The organism is Streptomyces sp. WELS2 (genome assembly GCF_013870595.1).
Taxonomy (GTDB): Bacteria; Actinomycetota; Actinomycetes; order Streptomycetales; family Streptomycetaceae; genus Streptomyces.
This window is the reverse complement of the sequence record NZ_JACBWZ010000006.1, coordinates 14630-34631: the sequence shown is the minus strand read 5'-3', so window position 1 is coordinate 34631 and position 20002 is coordinate 14630. Positions and strand designations below refer to the sequence as shown.

Sequence of the window (20002 nt, the reverse complement as noted above, 5' to 3'; positions counted from 1 at the left end):
AACTGCCGGACCTGCTGGCCACCGGGAGCGACCAGGGTCTGCCTTCGCCGCCTACCCGACGGAGCAGGAGTCGGCGGGCGCCTGGTGGAGCGAGTCGGGCCCCGAACTGCCGCTGGACGCGCTGGTGTCCGTCGCGACGGACGAGGCCGGCCGGGTGGTGGCGGCCACGCTGTCCCCCTCGACGGGACAGCTCCTGCTGACCCGGCGCAAGGACGAGCCGGGACTGGCCCTGGAGGCGTGGCGGCGGTTCTGAAGCACGCGGAAGGGCCCCCGCCTCGGCGGGGGCCCTCACACGTCGTACGGGGTTACGCCGGGACGCTCGCCACGCCCGGGGCCAGGAACTTCTTGCCGTTCACGCGCTCGGAGACGCCCTCGCGGTCCAGGTACGGCGTGATGCCGCCCAGGTGGAAGGGCCAGCCGGCGCCGGTGATGAGGCACAGGTCGATGTCCTGGGCCTCGGCGACGACGCCCTCGTCGAGCATGAGCCCGATCTCCTGCGCCACCGCGTCCAGCACCCGCGCCCGCACCTGCTCCTCGGTCAGGACCACGTCGCCCTGCTTGAGCAGCGCGGCGACCTCCGGGTCCAGCTCCGGCTTGCCGCTGTCGTAGACGTAGAAGCCGCGCTTGCCCGCCTCCACGACCGCCTTGAGGTTCGGGGAGACCTTGAAGCGGTCCGGGAACGCGCCGTGCAGCGTCTCGGAGACGTGCAGGCCGATCGCCGGGCCGACCAGCTCCAGCAGCACCAGCGGGGACATCGGCAGACCGAGCGGCTCGACGGCCTTCTCGGCGACCTCGACCGGGGTGCCCTCGTCGATGACGTTCTGGATCTCGCCCATGAAGCGGGTCAGGATGCGGTTCACGACGAACGCCGGGGCGTCCTTGACCAGTACCGCGGTCTTCTTCAGCTTCTTGGCGACGGCGAACGCGGTCGCGAGGGAGGCGTCGTCGGTCTTCTCGCCGCGGACGATCTCCAGCAGCGGCAGGACGGCCACCGGGTTGAAGAAGTGGAAGCCGACGACCCGCTCGGGGTGCTTCAGCTTCGACGCCATCTCCGTCACGGACAGCGAGGAGGTGTTGGTGGCGAGGATCGCGTGCGCCGGGGCGACCGCCTCGACCTCCGCGAACACCTGCTGCTTGACACCGATCTCCTCGAACACGGCCTCGATGACGAAGTCCGCGTCCGCGAAGCCCTCGGCCTTGTCCAGCACACCGGTGACCAGCGCCTTGAGGCGGTTGGCCTTGTCCTGGTTGATCCGGCCCTTGCCGAGCAGCTTGTCGATCTCGGCGTGGACGTAGCCCACACCCTTGTCGACGCGCTCCTGGTCGATGTCGGTCAGCACGACCGGCACCTCGAGGCGGCGCAGGAACAGCAGGGCGAGCTGGGAGGCCATCAGACCGGCGCCGACGACACCGACCTTGGTGACCGGGCGGGCCAGGTTCTTGTCCGGGGCGCCGGCGGGACGCTTGCCGCGCTTCTGGACGAGGTTGAACGCGTAGATGCCGGCGCGCAGTTCGCCGCCCATGATCAGGTCGGCGAGGGCCTGGTCCTCGGCGTCGAAGCCCTGCTGGAGGTCGCCGTCCTTGGCGGCGGCGATGATGTCCAGGGCGCGGTAGGCGGCCGGGGCCGCGCCGTGCACCTTGCCGTCGGCGATGAACCGGCCCTTGGCGACGGCCTGGTCCCAGGCCTCACCACGGTCGATCACCGGACGCACGACGGTGATGTCGCCCTTGAGGACCTGGGCCGTCCAGATCAGCGACTGCTCCAGGAAGTCGGCGCCCTCGAAGATCGCGTCGGCGATCCCGAGGTCGAAGACCTGCCGGCCCTTGAGCTGCTTGTTCTGGTTCAGCGAGTTCTCGATGATGACCGAGACGGCCTTGTCGGCGCCGATCAGGTTCGGCAGCAGGGTGCAGCCGCCCCAGCCGGGGACCAGGCCGAGGAAGACCTCGGGCAGCGAGAACGCCGGGATCGCCGCGGAGACGGTCCGGTAGGAGCAGTGCAGACCGACCTCGACGCCGCCGCCCATGGCCGCGCCGTTGTAGTACGCGAAGGTCGGCACGGCCAGCTTCGACAGCCGCTTGAAGACCTCGTGGCCGCCCTTGCCGATGGCGAGCGCGTGCTCGTGCTCCTTCAGCAGCTCGACGCCCTTGAGGTCGGCGCCGACGGCGAAGATGAACGGCTTGCCGGTGATGCCGACACCGACGATCGCGCCCTCGGCCGCTTCCTTCTCGACCTGGTCGACGGCGGTGTTCAGGTTCGCCAGCGAGGCCGGGCCGAACGTGGTCGGCTTGGTGTGGTCCAGGCCGTTGTCCAGCGTGATCAGCGCGAACCGGCCCGCGCCGAAGGGCAGGTCGAAGTGGCGTACGTGCGCGCTGGTGACGACCTCGTCGGGGAACAGGTCCGAGGCCTGCTTCAGAAGCTCGGCGGTGGTGCTCACTTGTCCCCCTCGAAGTGCGGGTTCTCCCAGATGACCGTCGCGCCCATGCCGAAGCCGACGCACATGGTGGTCAGGCCGTAGCGGACGTGCGGCTGCTCCTCGAACTGGCGGGCCAGCTGGGTCATCAGCCGGACGCCGGAGGAGGCCAGCGGGTGGCCGAAGGCGATGGCGCCGCCGTACTGGTTGACGCGCGCGTCGTCGTCGGCGATGCCGTAGTGCTCCAGGAAGGCCAGGACCTGGACGGCGAAGGCCTCGTTGATCTCGAACAGGCCGATGTCGGAGATGGACAGGCCCGCCTTGGCGAGGGCCTTCTCCGTGGCCGGGATCGGGCCGTAGCCCATGACCTCCGGCTCGACGCCCGCGAAGGCGTAGGACACCAGGCGCATCTTGACCGGCAGGCCGTTCTCGCGGGCGAAGTCCTCGCTCGCGATGATCGACGCGGTGGCGCCGTCGTTCAGACCGGCCGCGTTGCCCGCGGTGACCCGGCCGTGCACGCGGAACGGCGTCTTCAGGTTCGCCAGGTTCTCCAGCGTGGTGCCCGGGCGCATCGGCTCGTCGGCGGTGACCAGGCCCCAGCCGGTCTCACCGCCCTCCGGGTTGGTGCGGCGCACCGAGATCGGCACCAGGTCGGCCTGGATCCTGCCGTTGGCGTACGCCTTGGCGGCCTTCTCCTGCGAGCGCACCGCGTACTCGTCGGCGCGCAGCTTGGTGATCGACGGGTACCGGTCGTGCAGGTTCTCAGCGGTCATGCCCATGAACAGGGCGGACTCGTCGACCAGCTTCTCGGAGACGAAGCGCGGGTTGGGGTCCACGCCCTCGCCCATCGGGTGGCGGCCCATGTGCTCGACACCGCCGGCGATGACGGCGTCGTAGGCACCGAACGCGATCGAACCCGCGGTGGTGGTCACGGCGGTCAGCGCGCCGGCGCACATGCGGTCGATCGAGTAGCCGGGCACGGACTGCGGCAGGCCCGCGAGGATGCCGGCCGTGCGGCCGAGGGTCAGGCCCTGGTCGCCGATCTGCGTGGTCGCCGCGATCGCGACCTCGTCGATCTTCTTCGGGTCCAGGCCGGGGTTGCGGCGCAGCAGCTCCCGGATCGCCTTCACGACGAGGTCGTCGGCGCGGGTCTCGTGGTAGATGCCCTTCGGGCCCGCCTTGCCGAACGGGGTGCGGACGCCGTCGACGAAGACGACGTCCCTGACGGTACGAGGCACGATGGCTCTCCTCCAGATGCGGGATGGCACTGCTGCGTTGCGCTGAGCGCGCGCTCAGCCCCATGCTACTTATGAGTAACGTAGCTGCACAGCCCTGTACGGGGGAGCGGTGAACGTCACACCTTCGGGGGAGCCCTCCCCTTCCTCTGTTGGAGCGGATACGGCTCGCTCCGCTCACCGCCAGGCGGCACGCGCTCCGCGCGCCCCGCCAACCGCAGCGTATCCGGCCCGCGTTGCGGGCCGGGGCCGGCCTCCGGCCGGACCGGTGGCCTCCGCTGCGCTCCAGCCACCACCACCCTGCCGCCTGACCCTACGTCACCCGCCCTACCACCGGGTGCGCCACGCTCCGCGCGGCCCACCCGCGGGCCTTACGGTCCGAGTAGCAGCAGGGAGGTGAGGGAGAGGTGACGGGCCGTCGGGAAAGTGAGAGGCCGAACCACCGGGACGGGGGATACCTCCATCACCGGGTGATCCGAACCAGTTAGTGTGCATCATTTCGTACAGCTAGATAGAGTCTGGAATAAGTACAGCGCACCCTTGCTAGCAGAACACACGTAAATTCGACTTCAAATTTCACCCAGAGTCAACACAGATACAACTTGCCAAATTCACCTTCGCTGGATAGACCTTAACCACAGAACAGAACCTCAGAGACGAGGAACTCGAAACTCGGCGTACGGAGGTACCAGAGCCGAACAGCCCCCCGGGCCGGACGGCGGAACCACCCACCGGCACCCACCACGCCTCCGCGCAGTTGAGCGTCACGGTCGGCACCACCCGAGACGCAGAACCGATGCTGCTGTCCACGACCCGCACTTGGGCACGGTGCCGCACGCGAAGCGAGCTCCGCCACAGAGCCCGGCGCCCATGATCTGGTGGTTGTCGATGACGACGCGCCCGCCGAAGCTAGTTGCTTGACTGGTAGTCACCGTGGCGTGCCGAGCGGGGTTCGCGTGGTGGTTGAGCTCTGGTGACGCACAAGAGCGTTCCACGTCGAAGCAGGCTCTGGCCTGCGCGACGGGAAACCGTTTGTCCTGACCCTCCAGAACAGGCTCCGACGAGGCGATGGCGGTACCCCGTCGGGCACCGCCATCGCGCACTCCGGGCTACACGGAACCTCCGCGGGCACGAGACGTGGTGGCCCGCACCCTGGCAGCGCCTCCCCGGTCCGGCTGAGCAGACGGCTCATCGCGCACCGGACGTCACATGCCCGCGCCGAAGCCCACCCGGTCAGCGTGCGAGACCGGCGTGCCGCTGCAGAAACGCGCTCACCTCGGCAGGGTCCTCCAGCGGCAGCGGGTAGACCAGCAGCCGGTCCACTCCGAGCTCCGCATAGCGCCACGCGCTGTCCGCGTCCACCTCGACCGGGTTGATCCGCGTACCCGGCGGCACCGCCTGCGCACCGACCGCAGGGCCGTGTCACCGACCCACCGCGCGAAGGATATTGCCGCACTGATCGTCGTAGCGAGCCGGATCGGCGAAACGAGTGGGGATCACAGGTGAGGGTGGCTCGGATCCGTGAACAGCACAGTGGTCCAGTCGTCGAGAAGCGCCTGGGTGGCGGCGGCGGTGGTGCCCTCGGCCCACAGGCGGGTGGTGGGGTGGTCGGGGTCAGGAAGGACGAGGATCCAGCGGCCGTCGTGGTCGGTGACGCGGATGCCGCCGACGGATTCCGTGATCAGATCGCGGCGCGTGGCTTCCTCCACAGCCTGGCGCATGACGGTGCCCATGGCGGACCAGGGCGTGGGGTGTTCGCGTTCCTGGACGTGGATGGCGGGGATGCGGGCCTCGACCTTGCTCAGGGGGTCCCGGCTGCGGGCCAGCAGACCGATCAACTGGACGAGAGCGGCTACCGCGTCGAAGCCCGGCGAGACGGCGGGAACGATGAAACCGCCCTTCCCGTCGCCCGCCCACGCGGCGCGGGTGCGCTGCACCTCGGCGGAGAGCTCGGCGGGCAGGATCCCCGCGCGGTGCACCTGGGCGCCGCCCCGCCGGGCGGCTTCCTCGGCCCAGCGGCTCACCGGGGCAGCGAGCACCAGCGGGCCCGCCAGTCCGTCGCCGACCAAGAGGCTGACGAAGGTGAGCAGCGCGCGGTGGTCGTCGATGACCTGACCGCGTTCGTCGACGAGGGACAGCCGTTCGGCCACGGGGTCGAATCTGACTCCGAGCGAGGCACGGGCGGAGGCGACGAGCCGGCCGAGTGCCTCCAGGCCTTCGGCGCGCTCCTGCGGGGTCTCGGTCGGCTTCGTCTCCTCCAGACCGGTGTTGACGACCAGGGATTCGATGCCGAGCCGCCCGAAGACGACAGGCAGGACGATGCCGGCGCTTCCGTTCGCGTTGTCCACCACGATCTTCATGCCGGACCCGGCGACGCCCGAGGTGTCGACCGCGCTGAACAAGGAGTCGGCGTAGGTGTCCAGGACGCGGGGCGGAAGGGCGAGCGCGCCGATCTCACCGGGGAAGGCACGGCGGTACTCCTGGCGTGCGAAGAGGCGGTCGAGCTTGCGCTGGACCGCAGGGCCGAGGTCGCTGCCGGCCTCGTCGAGCAGGAGGATGTCGACACTGTCTCGGACGCCCGCGGTGGTGCGTACGAAGATGCCGGCGCCACCGCTGCGGCCGGTGTGGTGGCGCGCCACCGGAAGGGGGACGTTCTCAAGGTGGTGCACGTGGACGGCGCTGGACTGCAGAGCCGAGATCAGCGCGAGCTGCAGGGCCTGCGCCCCGCGGGAGTGGTCCCGGGCGACGGTGACCGCGGCGTCCTTGCTCAGCGAGGTGGCGAAGGCGGACGCCACCCGGACCGCGACCTCGGGCGTGACCTCGATGTTGAGCAGGCCGGAGACGCCCTTGCTGCCGAAGCGCTGGGCCTGGGCCCGCGGCTCCCAGATGAGGGAGGAATTGACCAGGCTGCCCGGTTCTATGGTCTTCGACTGGTAGATGCGCACCTGTTCGGCGATGACTGCCTCGGCGCCGATGAGGCAGGACTCCCCGGTGACAGCGCCTTCGTTGAGCCGGGCGGCCCGCATGATCTCGGTCTTCTTGCCCACCACGCTGCCCCGCAGGTCCGCGGAAGGGCCGACGTACACGTCCTCGTGCAGGATGGCGCGGTGCAGCTGCGCGCCCTCGCAGACGACGGTGTTGGCTCCGACCACCGTGTAGGGCAGGAGCGTGGCGGAGGCCTCCACCTTGACATTCGGTCCGATGCACAGCGGGCCTTGGAGGTGGGCGTCGGGCGAGATGTCGGCGCCCTCACCGATCCATACGCCGGGGGAGAGTTCGAAGCCGTCGACGGTGACGCCGACACGGCCGTCGAGGACGTCGGCCTGCGCCTTGGCGTAGCTCTCCAGGGTGCCGATGTCCTCCCAGTAGCCGTCGGCGACATAGCCGTAGATCGGACGGCCCTCCTCCAGGAGACGGGGGAAGACGTCGGTGGACCAGTCGGTGGCGGTGCCGGCCTCGATGTAGTCGAGGACCTCGGGTTCCATCACGTAGATGCCGGTGTTGACGGTGTCGGAGAACACCTGTCCCCAGGTGGGCTTCTCCAGGAAGCGTTCGACCCTGCCGTCGTCGTCGGTGATGGTGATGCCGAACTCGAGGGGGTTGGGGACCCGGGTCAGGCAGACGGTGACCAGGGCGCCCTTTTCCTTGTGGAAGCGGACCAGCTCACCGAGGTCGAAGTCGGTGAGCGCGTCGCCGGAGATGACCAGGAAGGTGTCGTCCTTCAAGGCGCTCTCGGCGTTCTTGACGCTGCCCGCCGTGCCCAGCGGACGTTCCTCGTGCGCGTAGGTCAGTTCCATGCCCAGCTCGTCCCCGGTACCGAACCGGTTGCGGACGAGCTGGGCGAGGAACTGGACGGTGACCACCGTTTCGCGCAAGCCGTGTTTGCGTAGTAGGCGCAGCACGTGCTCCATGATCGGCCGGTTGGCGACCGGGAGCAGCGGCTTGGGGAGGTTCGCGGTGAGCGGGCGCAGGCGGGTGCCCTCGCCCCCTGCCATGACGACGGCCTTCACGGGTCGGTGGCTCCTTGTCAGGACGACAGGTAGGTGGTCTCGGCGAGGCCGAACGCGGCGCCGGCGAGGATCGGGTCGAAGTACTCGCGGTAACGGCGGATCAGGCCGGCTTCGGTGAAGGTGAAGGTGCAGATGTAGCTGTTGCGGTAGACGCTCCCGTCCTTCTTGACCAGGTGGCCGTCGAAACGGGCGATGGCGGTGTCCCCGTCGACCCACAGGTCCAGCAGCGGGAAGCTCAGCGTCTCGAACATGTCGGGCATCGACTTCCAGCGCTCGTGGACCGCGTCGCGGCCGGCGAGGTGCGGCGGGAACATCTCGGTGCCGTAGGGGTAGAACTGCTCGCCGGCGGGATCCCAGAGGCGGATCCAGGAGTCGATGTCCTTGCGTTCCAGGCATGCCAGGAAGTCGCGGACGGCGGCGGTGATCCGTTCCCTGGGGGGAACGCCCATGGTCTTCCTCCTGAGTGTCCGGGGTCAGGCGAGGCGGTTGCGGATCGCTTCGGTGACCCGGTGGCCGGTGCCGAAGACCTCGGTGGCGAGGTCCAGCGGGGTCTTGCCGTCGTGGCCCACCAGGTGCAGGTCGGCGCCGGCCTCCAGGACGGCGAGCGAGCACTCCTCGTAGCCGTGCCACAGCGCGTCGTGGAGGGGGGTGTAGCCGTTGGTGGCGCCCTGGAAGTCCAGGTCCACGCCGGGCCAGGAGGCGATGATGCGGGTGGACTCCACGTGGCCGTTGTAGACGGCCTTGTGGAGCGGCACGGCGCCGAAGGTGGGCTCCGTCGCGTTCACGTCGGCACCGGCCTCGAGGAGGATCCGCACGATCTCGGTGTGCCCGTCCCGGGCGGCGACCAGCAGCGGGGTGTGTGCGTCGTTGAAGCCGTTGACGATCGGGAACCGCTCGTCGACCTCGGCGCCGGCGGCGAGCAGGCGGCGCACCTCGGCGGCGTCCCCGGCGGTCACCGCGGCCATCAGCTTCTGCGAGGCGGCCTTGGCGGCGTCGGACTCCTGGCGCTCGCGCAGGTACTTCTCCGCCAGCAGCAGGTCCTCCTTGCCGGACTCGTTGACGTTGAGCTCGTACTCGAAGTGCTGCTGGAGGGAGAAGCCGTAGTGGGTGCTGAGGTTGAGGCCGGCACCGCGGTCGACCAGGTACTTGGCGATCTCCGGGTACTTGAACCACACCGCGTCCATGACGGGCGTGTGGCCGGTGGTGGGTGCCACCGCGTCGATGAAGGCGCCGGCCTCGACGAGCGCCTGCACGACCGGCAGACTGCCGCCCTGGCAGGCCTTGTGCAGCGCGGTGGCGCCGGCTCCGCTGTCGGCGGCGTAGACGTCGGCGCCGGCGTCCAGCAGCAGGCGGACCATGGGCAGGTCGGCGCGGCCGGCGGCGGTCATGAGCAGGGTCAGGCCGCTGGCGGGGTCACGGTGGTCGACGTCGCCGCCGAAGCGCAGCAGCTCGGCGGCCAGCTCGCGGTCGCCCGCGGCGACGGCTGCGGCGAGGCGCTCCTCGCGGTCCTTGGTGAACGCCGCGACCTCGCCGTTGGGGTCGAAGTACACCTTCCAGGAGACGATGTGCTCGTCGTCGCCGACGACGAGCACATGGGCGTCCTCGATCTCGAACGGTTCACCGGTACGGGTGTGCCGGGCCTTGGTGTAGATGACGGCGACGGCGGTGTCCCCCTGGGCGCGCAGGTCGCGCAGCTCGTATTCGAGGACCTCGGTGGTCTCACCGCGGACGGCGAACGCCTCACGGACGGCGTCCCGGCCGCGGTGGCGGCCCAGGTAGGGGATGACGGCGTTCCACTGGTCCTGGGGCAGGGTGAAGTCGATGTCGGGAGAGAGCAGGGACAGGGCGCCGTCGAGGTCACCCCGTTCCAGGGCGGTGAAGTAGTCCCGGACGACCCTGTGCGTTGTCTGTGTGTCGGTCATGGCGCACCCTTCGGTGAAGTCGAGCCGTGTGCGTCTGGCTGGGCGGGCGGATGAAGGACAAGGCCGTGCCGGGGCGCCAGGTCGCCGATCAACCGGATCTGCTCGGGTGTCAGCGGGGCCGGGGCGACTCCCGCGCGGGCCGTTTCTCCGATTTCAGCGAAGTATTCGTCCATCCCACCGGGCGTGAAAAGGAAGATCAGGCGACCGTAATGGGTTCCGGAATTCCGGAAGCGGTGCCTGACGCCGTGCGGTATGTAGACGAAGTCTCCGGGGCCGGCCTCGAAAGTGCTGTCCCCGGAGAGGAATTCGAACTGCCCCGACAGGATGTAGAAGGCTTCGTCGAGTTCCCGGTGCAGGTGCGGGGGCGGGCCGCTCCCGGGGGGAACGGACGCCTCGGCGAGGGTGAGCCGGCCGCCGGTGGACTCCCTGGTCGCCTTGAACGAGTAGACGGCGTCTCCGAACCAGATCGTCCGGCCGCCCTCCGGGCGCAGGTGCAGCACGTCTTCCGCTCCGGTCACCGGTCCTCCTCGGCACTCACGCCTTCGCAGACCTCCAGCACACGGTGGTCGATGTCACACCGCAGGTAGGTCATCCGCTCGGCCATGAAGTCGGCCACGTAGGGCAGCGCGAGGTGTACGTCGAGGTCCTCCTGGCTGCGCCAGACCTCGTAGAACACGAGCATGTCCTTGTCGTCGGACGCCCGGTGTACCCGGTAGTCGATGCATCCGGGCTCCCGGCGGGCGCGGTCGGCGAGGGCCAGGAGGGCATCCTGCAACTCCGCGGATTTCTCCGGACGGGCGCTGGCAAATCCCAGCACCGCTATGGGTATGGTCACCGCTGCTCTCCTCGTCGGATTGGCGTGGCCGATCGCATTGCCGCCGCGGGCCTGAACCGGCCCGTGGCAACGACGCTAAGTACTCCCTGGCGGCGAGGCCAGGCCGGGCAGAGCAGAAGCCGACAGGTCGTTAAGTCGGGACTGGAATCCGAGCGCTAGCTGACGAAGTAGCCATGAATTGCCGTCCTGTTCTTGCGGCGGCGGGCCGCGTGAACTGAGCCTGCAATTGACACTGCGGCATACGGGTACGGCTCGGCGCTCCCGGATCGGCCCGACCGTTACGAGGCAGGAGTGACCGTGACACAGGATGGAGCAGGGTTCCGCACCGTGCGGGACGCCACGCTGGACCTCTTGCGCCAGCTGGGCCTGACCACGATTTTCAGCAACCCCAGCCACACCGAGATGAAGCTCTTCGACGAGTGGCCCGACGACTTCAAGTTCGTCACCGGCCTGCACGAGTCGAGCGTGGTCGGCATGGCGGACGGCTATGCGCAGGCCACCGGCAAGCCCTCACTGGTGATCATCAACGGCGGTCCGGGCCTCGGCAACGCCATGGGCTCGGTCTACACCGCGGCCAGCGCGCACACCCCGATGGTCATCCTCGGCGGCCAGCAGGCCCGCAAGCTGCTGCTCGGCGAGCCCTTCCTCAACGCCACGGAGGCGCCTTCGCTGCCCCGGCCGTACATCAAGTGGTCCGGTGAGCCGGCCCGCCCGCAGGACATCCCGGCGCTGATCGAGAAGGCCTACCACATCGCGGCGCAGGCCCCGGCCGGCCCGGTGTTCGTGGCGGTGCCCGAGGACGACTGGGTGCGCCCGGCGAGCCCGACGCCGCTGAAGCCGCGCACGGTGCGCAGCGCCGTCGTCCCCGACCCCGCGGTGATCTCGGAGATCGCCGAGGCGCTCAACGGCGCCGAGCGGCCGGCCCTCGTCGCCGGTCCCGGCGTGGAGATCGGCGGTGCGCGCACGGAGCTGGTGCGGCTGGCGGAGCGGCTGAACGCCACGGTGTACGGCAGCCCGGTGTGGCCGCGCGGCAGCTTCCCGGAGACCCACCCGCTGTTCGGCGGGGTGCTGGCCCCGCTGCCGGAGCTGATCAACCAGCGCCTGGCGGAGCACGACGTGGTGGTCGTGCTGGGCAGCCCGACGTTCACGCTGTTCACCACCTCGGACCTGTTCTCCACCGCCCCGGCGCAGCTCGACCAGAGCGACCAGCCGCGGCTGCCGGAGGGCACCAGGGTCATCCACGTCACCGACGACCCGGAGGCCGCCGCGTGGTCGCTGGCGGACAGCGCGGTGGTCTGCCCGCCGGCGCAGGCGGTGCGGGACCTGGTTCCGCTGACCGTGCAGCGCGAGCGTGCGGCGGCGCCCGCGGTGCAGCGGGCGGAGGTGGCGGTGCCCGAGCCGTCGACGCCTCTGTCGCAGGCCTACCTGTTCCACCAGCTGGCCCAGGTCCTGCCCGAGGACGCGCAGGTGTTCGAGGAGCTGCCGATCGCCCGGGCCGACTTCCACGAGCAGCTGCCGCTCGGCCCGCAGAACGGCTACTTCGCCACGGCCAGCGGTGCTCTGGGCTTCCCGTTCGCCGGCGGCGTCGGCTACGCGGTGGCCAGGCCGGACCAGCGGGTCGTGGTCGTCACCGGTGAGGGCTCGGCGCAGTACACGCTGCACGCGCTGTGGACCGCGGCGCGCTACAACCTGCCGGTCACCTTCGTCATCCCGAACAACTCGGGATACCTGTCGCTGAAGTACTACCTGGACGAGGCCGGGCAGAACGCCTGGCAGGACGGCTGGGACCTGAGCGGCGTCGACATGGCCCAGCTGGCGCGCGGCTTCGGCTGCCCCGCCGAGCGGATCGAGACGCCGGAACAGCTGCAGGCGGCCCTGAAGACGGCGATGTCCGCGGACGGGCCCATGCTCCTGGACGTCGTGGTGGCCGACCCCGGCCTGTTCCGTCTGTAGTGGCCGCGCCGGGAGGAAATGACATGGCACAGTTGCAGGGCAGGACAGCGCTGGTCACCGGCGCCTCTCGGGGGATCGGCCGGGCCATCGCCACCCGGCTGGCGGCCGACGGGGCGCGGGTGGCGGTCCACTACAACGGCAGCGCGGACGCCGCGAACGAGGTGGTGGACACCATCCGGCGCGACGGAGGGCAGGCGGTCACGGTGCGGGCGGACCTGTCCGCCGGCGACGGCGTCGAGCAGGTGGTGTCCCAGCTGCTGCCGTGGCTCGGCGGCGGGCAGCTGGACGTGCTGGTCAACAACGCGGCGCTGTTCGGCGGCACGCTGGAGGAGGCGGACGGAACCGAGTTCGACCGGATGTTCGCGGTGAACGTCCGCGCGCCGTTCTTCCTGGTGCAGCGGCTGCTGCCGGTGCTGGGGAAGGGGTCACGGGTCGTCAACATCTCCTCCGGGGTGACCTGGATGGCGATCCCCCAGGTCGTCTACTCGATGACCAAGGGGGCGGTGGACGTCATGACCCGGACCCTGGCCAAGAGCCTGGGCCCGCAGGGCATCACGGTCAACTCGGTGTCCCCGGGCATCACCGACACGGACATGAACCCGTGGATGGAAGTGGACGCCGAGGCGACGGCGAACGCGATCGCCATGACCGCGCTGGGCCGGATCGGAGCGCCTGCGGACATCGCCGACGCGGTGGCGTTCTTCGCCTCGGACGACGCCCGCTGGGTCACCGGCCAGCGCATCGACGTCGCCGGCGGGCTGTTCCTGGGTCCCTGAGCGGCGCCCAGCCGGCACCCGGGGGCCGTCGCCGCGGACTCTGCGGCGACGGCCCTTCGCCGTGCCGGGCCTGCCGGAGCGCTCCGGCAGTCCGCGGAGCGCTCCCGGACATGACGAAGTAGACGCGTGTCTGCCCGCTGCCGGGCCGCGGCGGCGCACTGGGCCCTGATGCGCTGCCATAGTGGGGAGCCGTCGTGGAGCGGGGAACGATGGATGTCCGGACGCAGACCTTGCGGTACTTCGTGGCCGTGGCCGAAGAGATGAGCTTCAGCGCCGCCGCGGAGCGCCTCGGCGTCTCGCAGCCCGCCGTCAGTCGGCAGGTGCGCTTGCTGGAGGAGCAGATCCAGGCGCCTCTGTTCGCACGCAACACGCGTGACGTGCGGCTGACGGCCGCGGGCGGGGCGCTGCTGGAGCCGGCCCGGCAGACGCTGCTGATGTGGGAGAAGGCCACCCGCCTGGCTCGCACCGCTTCCGCCCTCACCGAGAACCGGCTCCGGGTGGGGTGCCCCTCGCCCGGCCTGAACGCGCTGATGGCCAAGGCCGCCGGGGCGTTCGGCCTGCGTTTCGCTCCGGTACTGGTCCAGCCGCACACCTACCAGTCCGACCAGGGCACCGTGCATCTGCGGCAGGGGACGGTGGACGCGGCCTTCCTGTGGCTGCCCGCCGACACCACCGGCCTGGTCGTGGAGGTGATCGCCGAGGAGGCGCGGATGCTGGGCGTCGCCGAGGGACACCCGCTGGCCTGCCGGGACCGGGTGACCCTGGCCGATCTGGGGGCGGAGGCGTGGCGGGTGAACGGCGGCGCACTCCCCGCGACGCCGTGGGAGAGCGATCCGCTGTGTGCGATGCCCTCCGGCAACGTCGAGGAACTGCTGGAGAACGTGGCTTCGGGCGGCGGCATGTGTGTGCTGCCGCAGTCGGTGGCCCGGCTGTACCAGCGCCCGGATCTGTGCTGGAAGCCGCTGGCGGACGCGCCGCCGCAGCGCATAGGGCTGGCATGGCCCGCCGAGAGCCCGCACTCCTTGGTGCGCGACTTCGCCGACGTGGTTCTCCGCCTCGGCTGGTCACGAGAGCCGCTGTCCGAGCGACAGAGCTCTTCCGCTTGAGCACGATGACAACTGTCCTGCTGTTTGGAGCACTTCATGCAACTCGGCGTCTCCGTCGAACCCCCCTTCCCCACCGACGACGGCACCCTGGCCGTGGATACGGCTCGCCGGGCCGAGGAACTCGGCTTCCACTACCTGCTGATGTCGGGTCACGTTCTCGCCAACGCGAACGGCTCGGCGGCCGACCCGCTGGTGCTGCTGGCCGCGGTGGCCGGTGCCACCACGCGCATCCGTCTGGCCACCAGTGTCCTGGTGACGCCGTACTACAACCCGGTGGTGCTGGCCAACCAGGCATCGACCCTCGATGTGGTGTCAGGGGGGCGCTTCACGCTGGGGGTCGGCACGGGCTGGAACGAGGAGGAGTTCGCCGCGCTGGGTGTGCCCGTCAGGCAGCGTGGCACGCGCACCGATGAGGCACTGCAGGTGATGCGGGCGCTGTGGCAGGGCGGCCCCACCACCTTCGAGGGCCGGTACACCACGCTGCGGGGGGCGCGCATCGGTGTCGTCCCGCGCACGCCCGGCGGCCCCCGGGTGTGGGTCGGCGGCCACAGCGAGGCCGCCCTGAAGCGAGCTCTGCGGCTGGGTGACGGCTGGCACGGAGGCGGGCTGGACCCGCGCGGTGCCGCGGCGCTGCGCGCCCAGTTGCGCCGGCTCGGCGAGGAGACCGGGTACGACGCCGAGCGGCTCGAACTCAGCCTGGTGTGCTTCCTGGTGCCTCCGGGCCTGCCGCAGGGCCGTCCGATGCCGGGCCGGCCGCTGGGCGGCGCCCGGCCCAGCGCGGCGAGTGTGGTCGACGAGCTGGCCGCGCTGGCGGACGCGGGGATCTCCATGTGCTCGTTGTGGATGCCTGTCGAGGCATCCGCGACCGGTGACGCGCTCGAGTGGGTGGCCGAGGAAGTGAAGTCGAAGCTGTAGCCGGGACCGTCGCCGCGTTCTCCGTCGCAGGCCCGGGCGCCGCCGGCCGCCCAGGCCTGCGCACGCAGTAGCTATAACCGCTGGTCATAAAATCAGTTATTGGACCTGGTACTCCTTCCTCCGGTTCACTTCCAATGCGCCGGTGCGGATGCCGACACCGCCGCCGACCGGTGCGCGCGGAAACGGAGAATGCACAGGCGCAGCGGCTCCTTCCTCGTCTGCGAACCGGTATGCGTGCTTCCTTTCCACATGAGGAGTGTTCCTTGGGTACCAATCCCTCACCACGTCCCGCGGACGCGACCGCGCCGGCTGGGCGGGGCCGCCAGCGGCTCTCCCTCGGCGTGCTCTGCGGGGCGCTCGCTCTCGATCTCGGTGGTCTGGCCGTCATGAACGCCGCCCTGCCGCGCATCGGCGAACAGTTCCACCTGGGCGACGCGACGCTGCAGTGGGCGATGACGTCCTATGCCGTCACCTTCGCGGGCTTCCTGCTGTTCGGTGGCCGGCTGGCCGACGTACTGGGGCGGCGCTTCGTGTTCACCCTCGGCGTGGTGCTGTTCACCGTCGGCGCCCTGGCCGGCGGGCTCGCGCCGAACGTGGCGCTGCTGATCGTCGCCCGGGCGGTGCAGGGCGTCGGCGCGGCCCTGTCCGGTCCGGCCGCACTGGCACTGCTCACCGAGGTCTTCCCTGAGGGTCCGGCGCGCAACAAGGCGTTCAGCGTCTACGCCGGCGTGGGTGCCGCGAGCATCAGCGGCGGCCTGGTCCTGGGCGGTGTGCTGACCCAGGTGTTCTCATGGCGGGCGGTGCTGCTCTTCCTGGTGCTGTTCGGCGCGGTCGTGCTCGCGGGCATCAAGGCGGCGCTGCCGGCCGGTGAGCGCTCCAGCCAGCCGGTGGACGCCCCCGGTGCCATCACGGTCACCGCCGGCCTGATCCTGGCCGTCTACGGCGTCAGCCGCGGCGGCCAGTCCGGCTGGACCGACGCGGGCACCATCGTGTCGCTGATCGCGGCCGCGATCATGCTGGTGCTGTTCTTCGTCCGCGAGAGCACCACGGCCCAGCCGCTGCTGCCGTTGTCCATCTTCCGCTCCGCCCCCGTGCGGGCCGGCTCGCTGACCGCGTTCCTGTTCTGCACCGCCTCGATCGGCCTGCTGTTCTTCGCCCCCCTGTACCTGCAGGGCATGCTGGGCTTCTCGCCGGTGGAGTCGGGCCTGGCCACGATCGCCAATCCGCTGACGGTGTTCGTGGTGTCGAACCTCTTCACGCCGAAGCTGTTCGGCAAGCTGGGCATGAAGGGCCTGATGACCGCCTCCCTGACATTGATCGGCCTCGGCGTGCTCACCTGGGTGCTGACCCCGCTGGACGGCAACTACTGGTACGTGCTGCCGGGCCTGGTGCTGTGCGGCATCGGCCAGGGCTTCGGGTTCCCCGCGATGACGGCCGCCTCGCTGACGGGCATCCCGCAGCACCAGCACGGCGTGGCCGGCGCGGTGAACGTGACCGCGCAGCAGATCGGCTCCAGCGTGGGCGTCGCCACACTCGTGGTGGTGGCGTCCGCGTCCGCCGGCGCGGGAAGCTCCGGCACGCTGCACGGCTATCACATCGCCTATGTCACCGCCGCCGTCGCCTGTGCGGTGGGCGCGCTCGCGGTGCTCACCGGACGCGGCTGGTCCGAGGCGCTCGGCCAGGCTCCCGTCGAGGAGGCGGCTCCGGCGGCCGCGGAGGCCACCGGGACGGCGAACTGAGGAGCTGACACCCCAGCGGATCCGGCCCTCGCCGAGCGCATTCGGCGGCGTCGGGATCCGGTACACGGCCCGTGCTCCCCGGCCGCAACCGCTGCGGCGGGGAGCACGGGCCGAGCCGTCCGCCGCTGCGGGCGAGCGCGACGGCTGACAGACGGCACACGGCGGCAAACCCCGGCCCGCACCCACCAGCAGGCCACCGGGACAGCGCACAGCGCGTCCACGCCCCTGCGGCCTCGCCGCGGAAGCAGGCCGCACGCCGCCGCCCACACCGATCACGCCGGTCGGCTGGGCCGGTGCAGGCCCGGCTCCCGAGGCGGCCGGCGCCCCCGGAATCCACCGCCCCACCCGCCCATGGGCCGTGGCGGCGCGGTACGGCAGACCCGCCGTCCGCCAGGAGCGACCGTACTGATCGCCGTACCCGGTGAACGGGCGTGACCAGTACGTTCCCGCGCACCCTGGCCGGCCGAAGAGGCGCCGCCATCCCGGCCGCCGGCGCCGAAAGCCCGCTCAAGCGGAAAAGACAAGTACAAAAACACGTTGTTGCAGGCAGTTTCCCAAACGTCACGATGTCGTTGCCGAGAAACAACGTAGTCCCTCTTTGCCCTGGCGGGCCTGTTCTTCCGCTCGCCAGTATGAAGGCACCGCCAGGACCTCCGGAATCTTCCGGAGTACCGGCGGAATACGCCCGGGCAGGAAATTCCCGCCCCGCAGATGAGGAGACGGAGGAACAATGGCTGCCCTGCATGCTGCTCCCCTACCGGGCGGACGGCTGGACAACCTTGGGATCTCCGAATTCTGCGAGGCGCTTTTCTCCTCCTTCGCCAGGGCTGACCAGCGCCGCTGGGGCGAACTGTACGTCCGGGGGCTGCTGCATGTCGACGGACGCAAGACCATCCGTCGGATCGCCGAACTCAGCGACGGACGCGACCCCATCCAGTCCCTGCAGCAGTTCGTGAACCAGAGCCCCTGGGCCTGGGCGCCGGTGCGCCAGGAACTCGCCGCGCTGGTGTACCGCGAACTGGCACCGCGGGCCTGGCTGGTGCGCGACGTCGCGTTCGCCAAGAACGGCACCGGCTCGGTCGGCGTGGACCGTCAGTTCGCTCCCTCCGAGGGCCGGGTCCTCAACTGCCAGAGCGCCCTCGCCGTGGAAGTCGCCGGCGAGTTGGGCAGCGTCCCGGTGAACTGGCGCCTGATGCTCACCAGCAAGTGGGACGAGGGCCCGCTGCGCACCAAGGCGAACGTGCCCTCCGGCGAGCGGTCGCAGCCCCGTCGCCGGCATCTGCTGGACGCGGTGGACGAGATGATGGGCGACTGGAGGCTGCGCCCCCTCCCGGTGGTCGCCCACGTCCACGACCGCACGGACGTCGCGGCGGTCGTCCGCGGACTGGAGAGCCGCGGTCTGGCGTACCTGCTGCGGGTACCGGCCGGCACGCCGCTGCGCTCGGGAGCCCGGCCGAACGGTCCGCAGACGCTCGCGGACCTCGTCGGGCTGGTCCCCGAGGGCGACCGGACGCGGCTGCTGCTGGGCGCCGAGCGGCGCGGCGGCTGCAAACAGGACTTCTACACGATGACCGCGCTGCCCCGCAGCACCGGATTCGGGGAGCCGTTCCGCGACGGGCTGCCGCTGCTGCACCGCCGGGTGCTGCACCGGGTCGGCCCCGAACCGGCCCGCGCCGAGTACTGGGTGACCAACCTCGGCACCTCCGGGATGCACGAGCCGCTGGCGTTGCTGCGGATGGCGGGCCGGCACGCCGACAGCGCTCCCGTCCTGGCCAAGCGTGTCGGGCTGCGGCACTTCGAAGGCCGCTCGTTCCGCGGCTGGCACCACCACGTGACCCTCGCGTCCGCGGCCCAGGCCGCGCTGCTGCTGAGCCAGGCCCTTCACGACCGCGCCCTCATGCGTTCGAGCGCATGAGAGCCTCGGCGCCCCGCACTTTCGTACAGCCTCAACTACCGTTCTCGCCAAGGGAATTCAGATGCTTTTCTACGTGCAGATGAAGTGGAACCACGAGGGCCGGATCTCCCTCGACGAGCTGTGGGAGATCGAGGCCGAGGAGGCCCAGCACGCGCAGGAGACCATCGACTCCGGTTTCTGCGTCGGCATCTGGAAGGTGGCGGCGCAGAAGCGCGTGATCGCCATCATCGACTCGCCCGACGCCGAGGAACTCGACCGCACCGCCCTCGGACGGCTGCCGATGCGCGAGTACCTCGAATTCGAGGAGGTCTGGCCGCTGCGCGACTACCTCGGCTTCGCGTCGGACGTGGTCAAGCGCTACCAGGTCTGACCGGCCGTCAGCCACCGCACCGCCCTACACCGACGGGAGTATCCATGATCCACCAGCTCATCTTCGCCGCGCCCAAGCCGGGCATGACGGAGCGGGAGTTCCAGGACTACTGGCTCGGCGTGCACGCCGTCCAGTACGCCAGCAAGATCCCGCAGATCCGCAAGTACGCGATCGACACCCGCATCCCGTCGTTCCTGGACGGCGAGGGCGAGCCGCTGTGGAGCGGCGTCGCCGAGATCTGGCTGGCCAACGAGCAGGAGCAGCTGGCCTCGCTGCAGACGGACGAGTTCCTGAACGGTGCCCGCCTGGACGAGCCCAAGTGGGCCGCCTTCTGGCGCACCGTGGTCCTCGACACCGACGCGCATGTCGTCAAGGAGCCGCCGCGGCACGAGGGCACCGGCAGCGGCGTCAAGCTGCTGCGTCTGGTCAAGCGGGCCGAGGGCCTTCCGCTCGACGCCTTCCGCGAGCGCAGCCTGAGCGGCTACGCCTCCCGTCTGGCGCAGGTGCCGGGCCTGCGCGGTTACCTGCAGAACCACACCCGGGACGGCTACTACGCGCTGGGCGAGGCCATGCTCGACGCCGTCCACCTGATGTGGTTCGACGACGAGCAGGCGCTGGCCGCGGCGCTGGAGTCCGACGAGTTCAAGCACGCCGAGGAGGAGCTGGCCGGGCTGATCGAGCCCCGGTACGACCACCGGCTGGTCACCCGCGAGCATTGGATCATCGGTCCGGACGCCCGCTGAACTCCCGGCGCCGGGGACGAACGAGGGGGTGGTCCCCGGCGCCGGGCCGCGGATCCGGCCCGGGAAGGGCAG

Annotated in this window: 16 protein-coding genes and 1 pseudogene; 9 read left to right on the top strand and 8 right to left on the bottom strand. The window is 70.5% G+C overall.

Annotated features, from left to right (window positions below; translation table 11 throughout):
- A pseudogene (locus H5J33_RS01025) lies at positions 1–253 on the top strand (hypothetical protein); the annotation flags it as partial.
- Between the two features lie 52 nt (positions 254–305).
- On the opposite strand, the gene H5J33_RS01020 reads toward H5J33_RS01025, so the two are convergent.
- The 8 genes from H5J33_RS01020 to H5J33_RS00985 form a co-directional block, all read right to left on the bottom strand.
- Entirely contained in the window at positions 306–2435 is a 2130-nt protein-coding gene (locus H5J33_RS01020) for a 3-hydroxyacyl-CoA dehydrogenase NAD-binding domain-containing protein (RefSeq protein WP_181792808.1), read from the bottom strand.
- Entirely contained in the window at positions 2432–3649 is a 1218-nt protein-coding gene (locus H5J33_RS01015) for an acetyl-CoA C-acyltransferase (RefSeq protein WP_181792807.1), read from the bottom strand. Before H5J33_RS01015 ends, H5J33_RS01020 begins: the two co-directional genes overlap by 4 nt.
- Positions 3650–4879: 1230 nt before the next feature.
- Positions 4880–5041, bottom strand: a complete 162-nt coding sequence (locus H5J33_RS01010; protein ID WP_181792806.1) for a hypothetical protein — start codon at positions 5039–5041, stop codon at positions 4880–4882.
- Positions 5042–5142: 101 nt separating this feature from the next.
- Complete coding sequence (locus H5J33_RS01005) at positions 5143–7656, bottom strand: sugar phosphate nucleotidyltransferase (protein WP_181792805.1); 2514 nt, start codon at positions 7654–7656, stop codon at positions 5143–5145.
- Between the two features lie 17 nt (positions 7657–7673).
- Positions 7674–8105 carry a nuclear transport factor 2 family protein gene (locus tag H5J33_RS01000; protein WP_181792804.1) on the bottom strand — a complete coding sequence of 144 codons (432 nt, stop codon included), beginning with the start codon at positions 8103–8105 and terminating at the stop codon, positions 7674–7676.
- A 24-nt stretch (positions 8106–8129) separates the two neighbouring features.
- On the bottom strand, positions 8130–9578 hold the full coding sequence (locus H5J33_RS00995) for an ankyrin repeat domain-containing protein (RefSeq protein WP_181792803.1): 1449 nt from the start codon (positions 9576–9578) through the stop codon (positions 8130–8132).
- Positions 9575–10096 (bottom strand): cupin domain-containing protein, encoded by a 522-nt coding sequence (locus tag H5J33_RS00990; protein ID WP_181792802.1) that lies wholly within the window; start codon positions 10094–10096, stop codon positions 9575–9577. The genes H5J33_RS00995 and H5J33_RS00990 overlap by 4 nt, the downstream gene beginning before the upstream one ends.
- Positions 10093–10413: a putative quinol monooxygenase gene (locus H5J33_RS00985; protein ID WP_181792801.1), complete on the bottom strand. Its 321-nt coding sequence runs from the start codon at positions 10411–10413 to the stop codon at positions 10093–10095. Before H5J33_RS00985 ends, H5J33_RS00990 begins: the two co-directional genes overlap by 4 nt.
- Before the next feature lie 297 nt (positions 10414–10710).
- Here H5J33_RS00985 and mdlC point away from each other — a divergent pair, with 297 nt between their 5' ends.
- From mdlC to H5J33_RS00945, 8 genes are all read left to right on the top strand, one after another.
- A complete protein-coding gene (gene mdlC, locus H5J33_RS00980; protein WP_181792800.1) occupies positions 10711–12366 on the top strand; it encodes a benzoylformate decarboxylase in 1656 nt (551 codons plus the stop codon).
- A gap of 23 nt (positions 12367–12389) precedes the next feature.
- Complete coding sequence (locus tag H5J33_RS00975) at positions 12390–13142, top strand: SDR family NAD(P)-dependent oxidoreductase (RefSeq protein ID WP_181792799.1); 753 nt, start codon at positions 12390–12392, stop codon at positions 13140–13142.
- 209 nt (positions 13143–13351) lie between these two features.
- On the top strand, positions 13352–14248 hold the full coding sequence (locus tag H5J33_RS00970; RefSeq protein ID WP_181792798.1) for a LysR family transcriptional regulator: 897 nt from the start codon (positions 13352–13354) through the stop codon (positions 14246–14248).
- 36 nt (positions 14249–14284) lie between these two features.
- Complete coding sequence (locus H5J33_RS00965) at positions 14285–15163, top strand: TIGR03619 family F420-dependent LLM class oxidoreductase (protein ID WP_181792797.1); 879 nt, start codon at positions 14285–14287, stop codon at positions 15161–15163.
- A 263-nt stretch (positions 15164–15426) separates the two neighbouring features.
- On the top strand, positions 15427–16902 hold the full coding sequence (locus H5J33_RS00960) for an MFS transporter (RefSeq protein ID WP_258564787.1): 1476 nt from the start codon (positions 15427–15429) through the stop codon (positions 16900–16902).
- 730 nt (positions 16903–17632) lie between these two features.
- Entirely contained in the window at positions 17633–18817 is a 1185-nt protein-coding gene (locus H5J33_RS00955) for a transposase (RefSeq protein ID WP_181792795.1), read from the top strand.
- Positions 18818–18878: 61 nt separating this feature from the next.
- A complete protein-coding gene (locus tag H5J33_RS00950; protein WP_181792794.1) occupies positions 18879–19187 on the top strand; it encodes a muconolactone Delta-isomerase in 309 nt (102 codons plus the stop codon).
- 44 nt (positions 19188–19231) lie between these two features.
- Positions 19232–19930, top strand: a complete 699-nt coding sequence (locus H5J33_RS00945) for an EthD domain-containing protein (protein ID WP_181792793.1) — start codon at positions 19232–19234, stop codon at positions 19928–19930.
- The last annotated feature ends 72 nt before the right edge of the window (positions 19931–20002 follow it).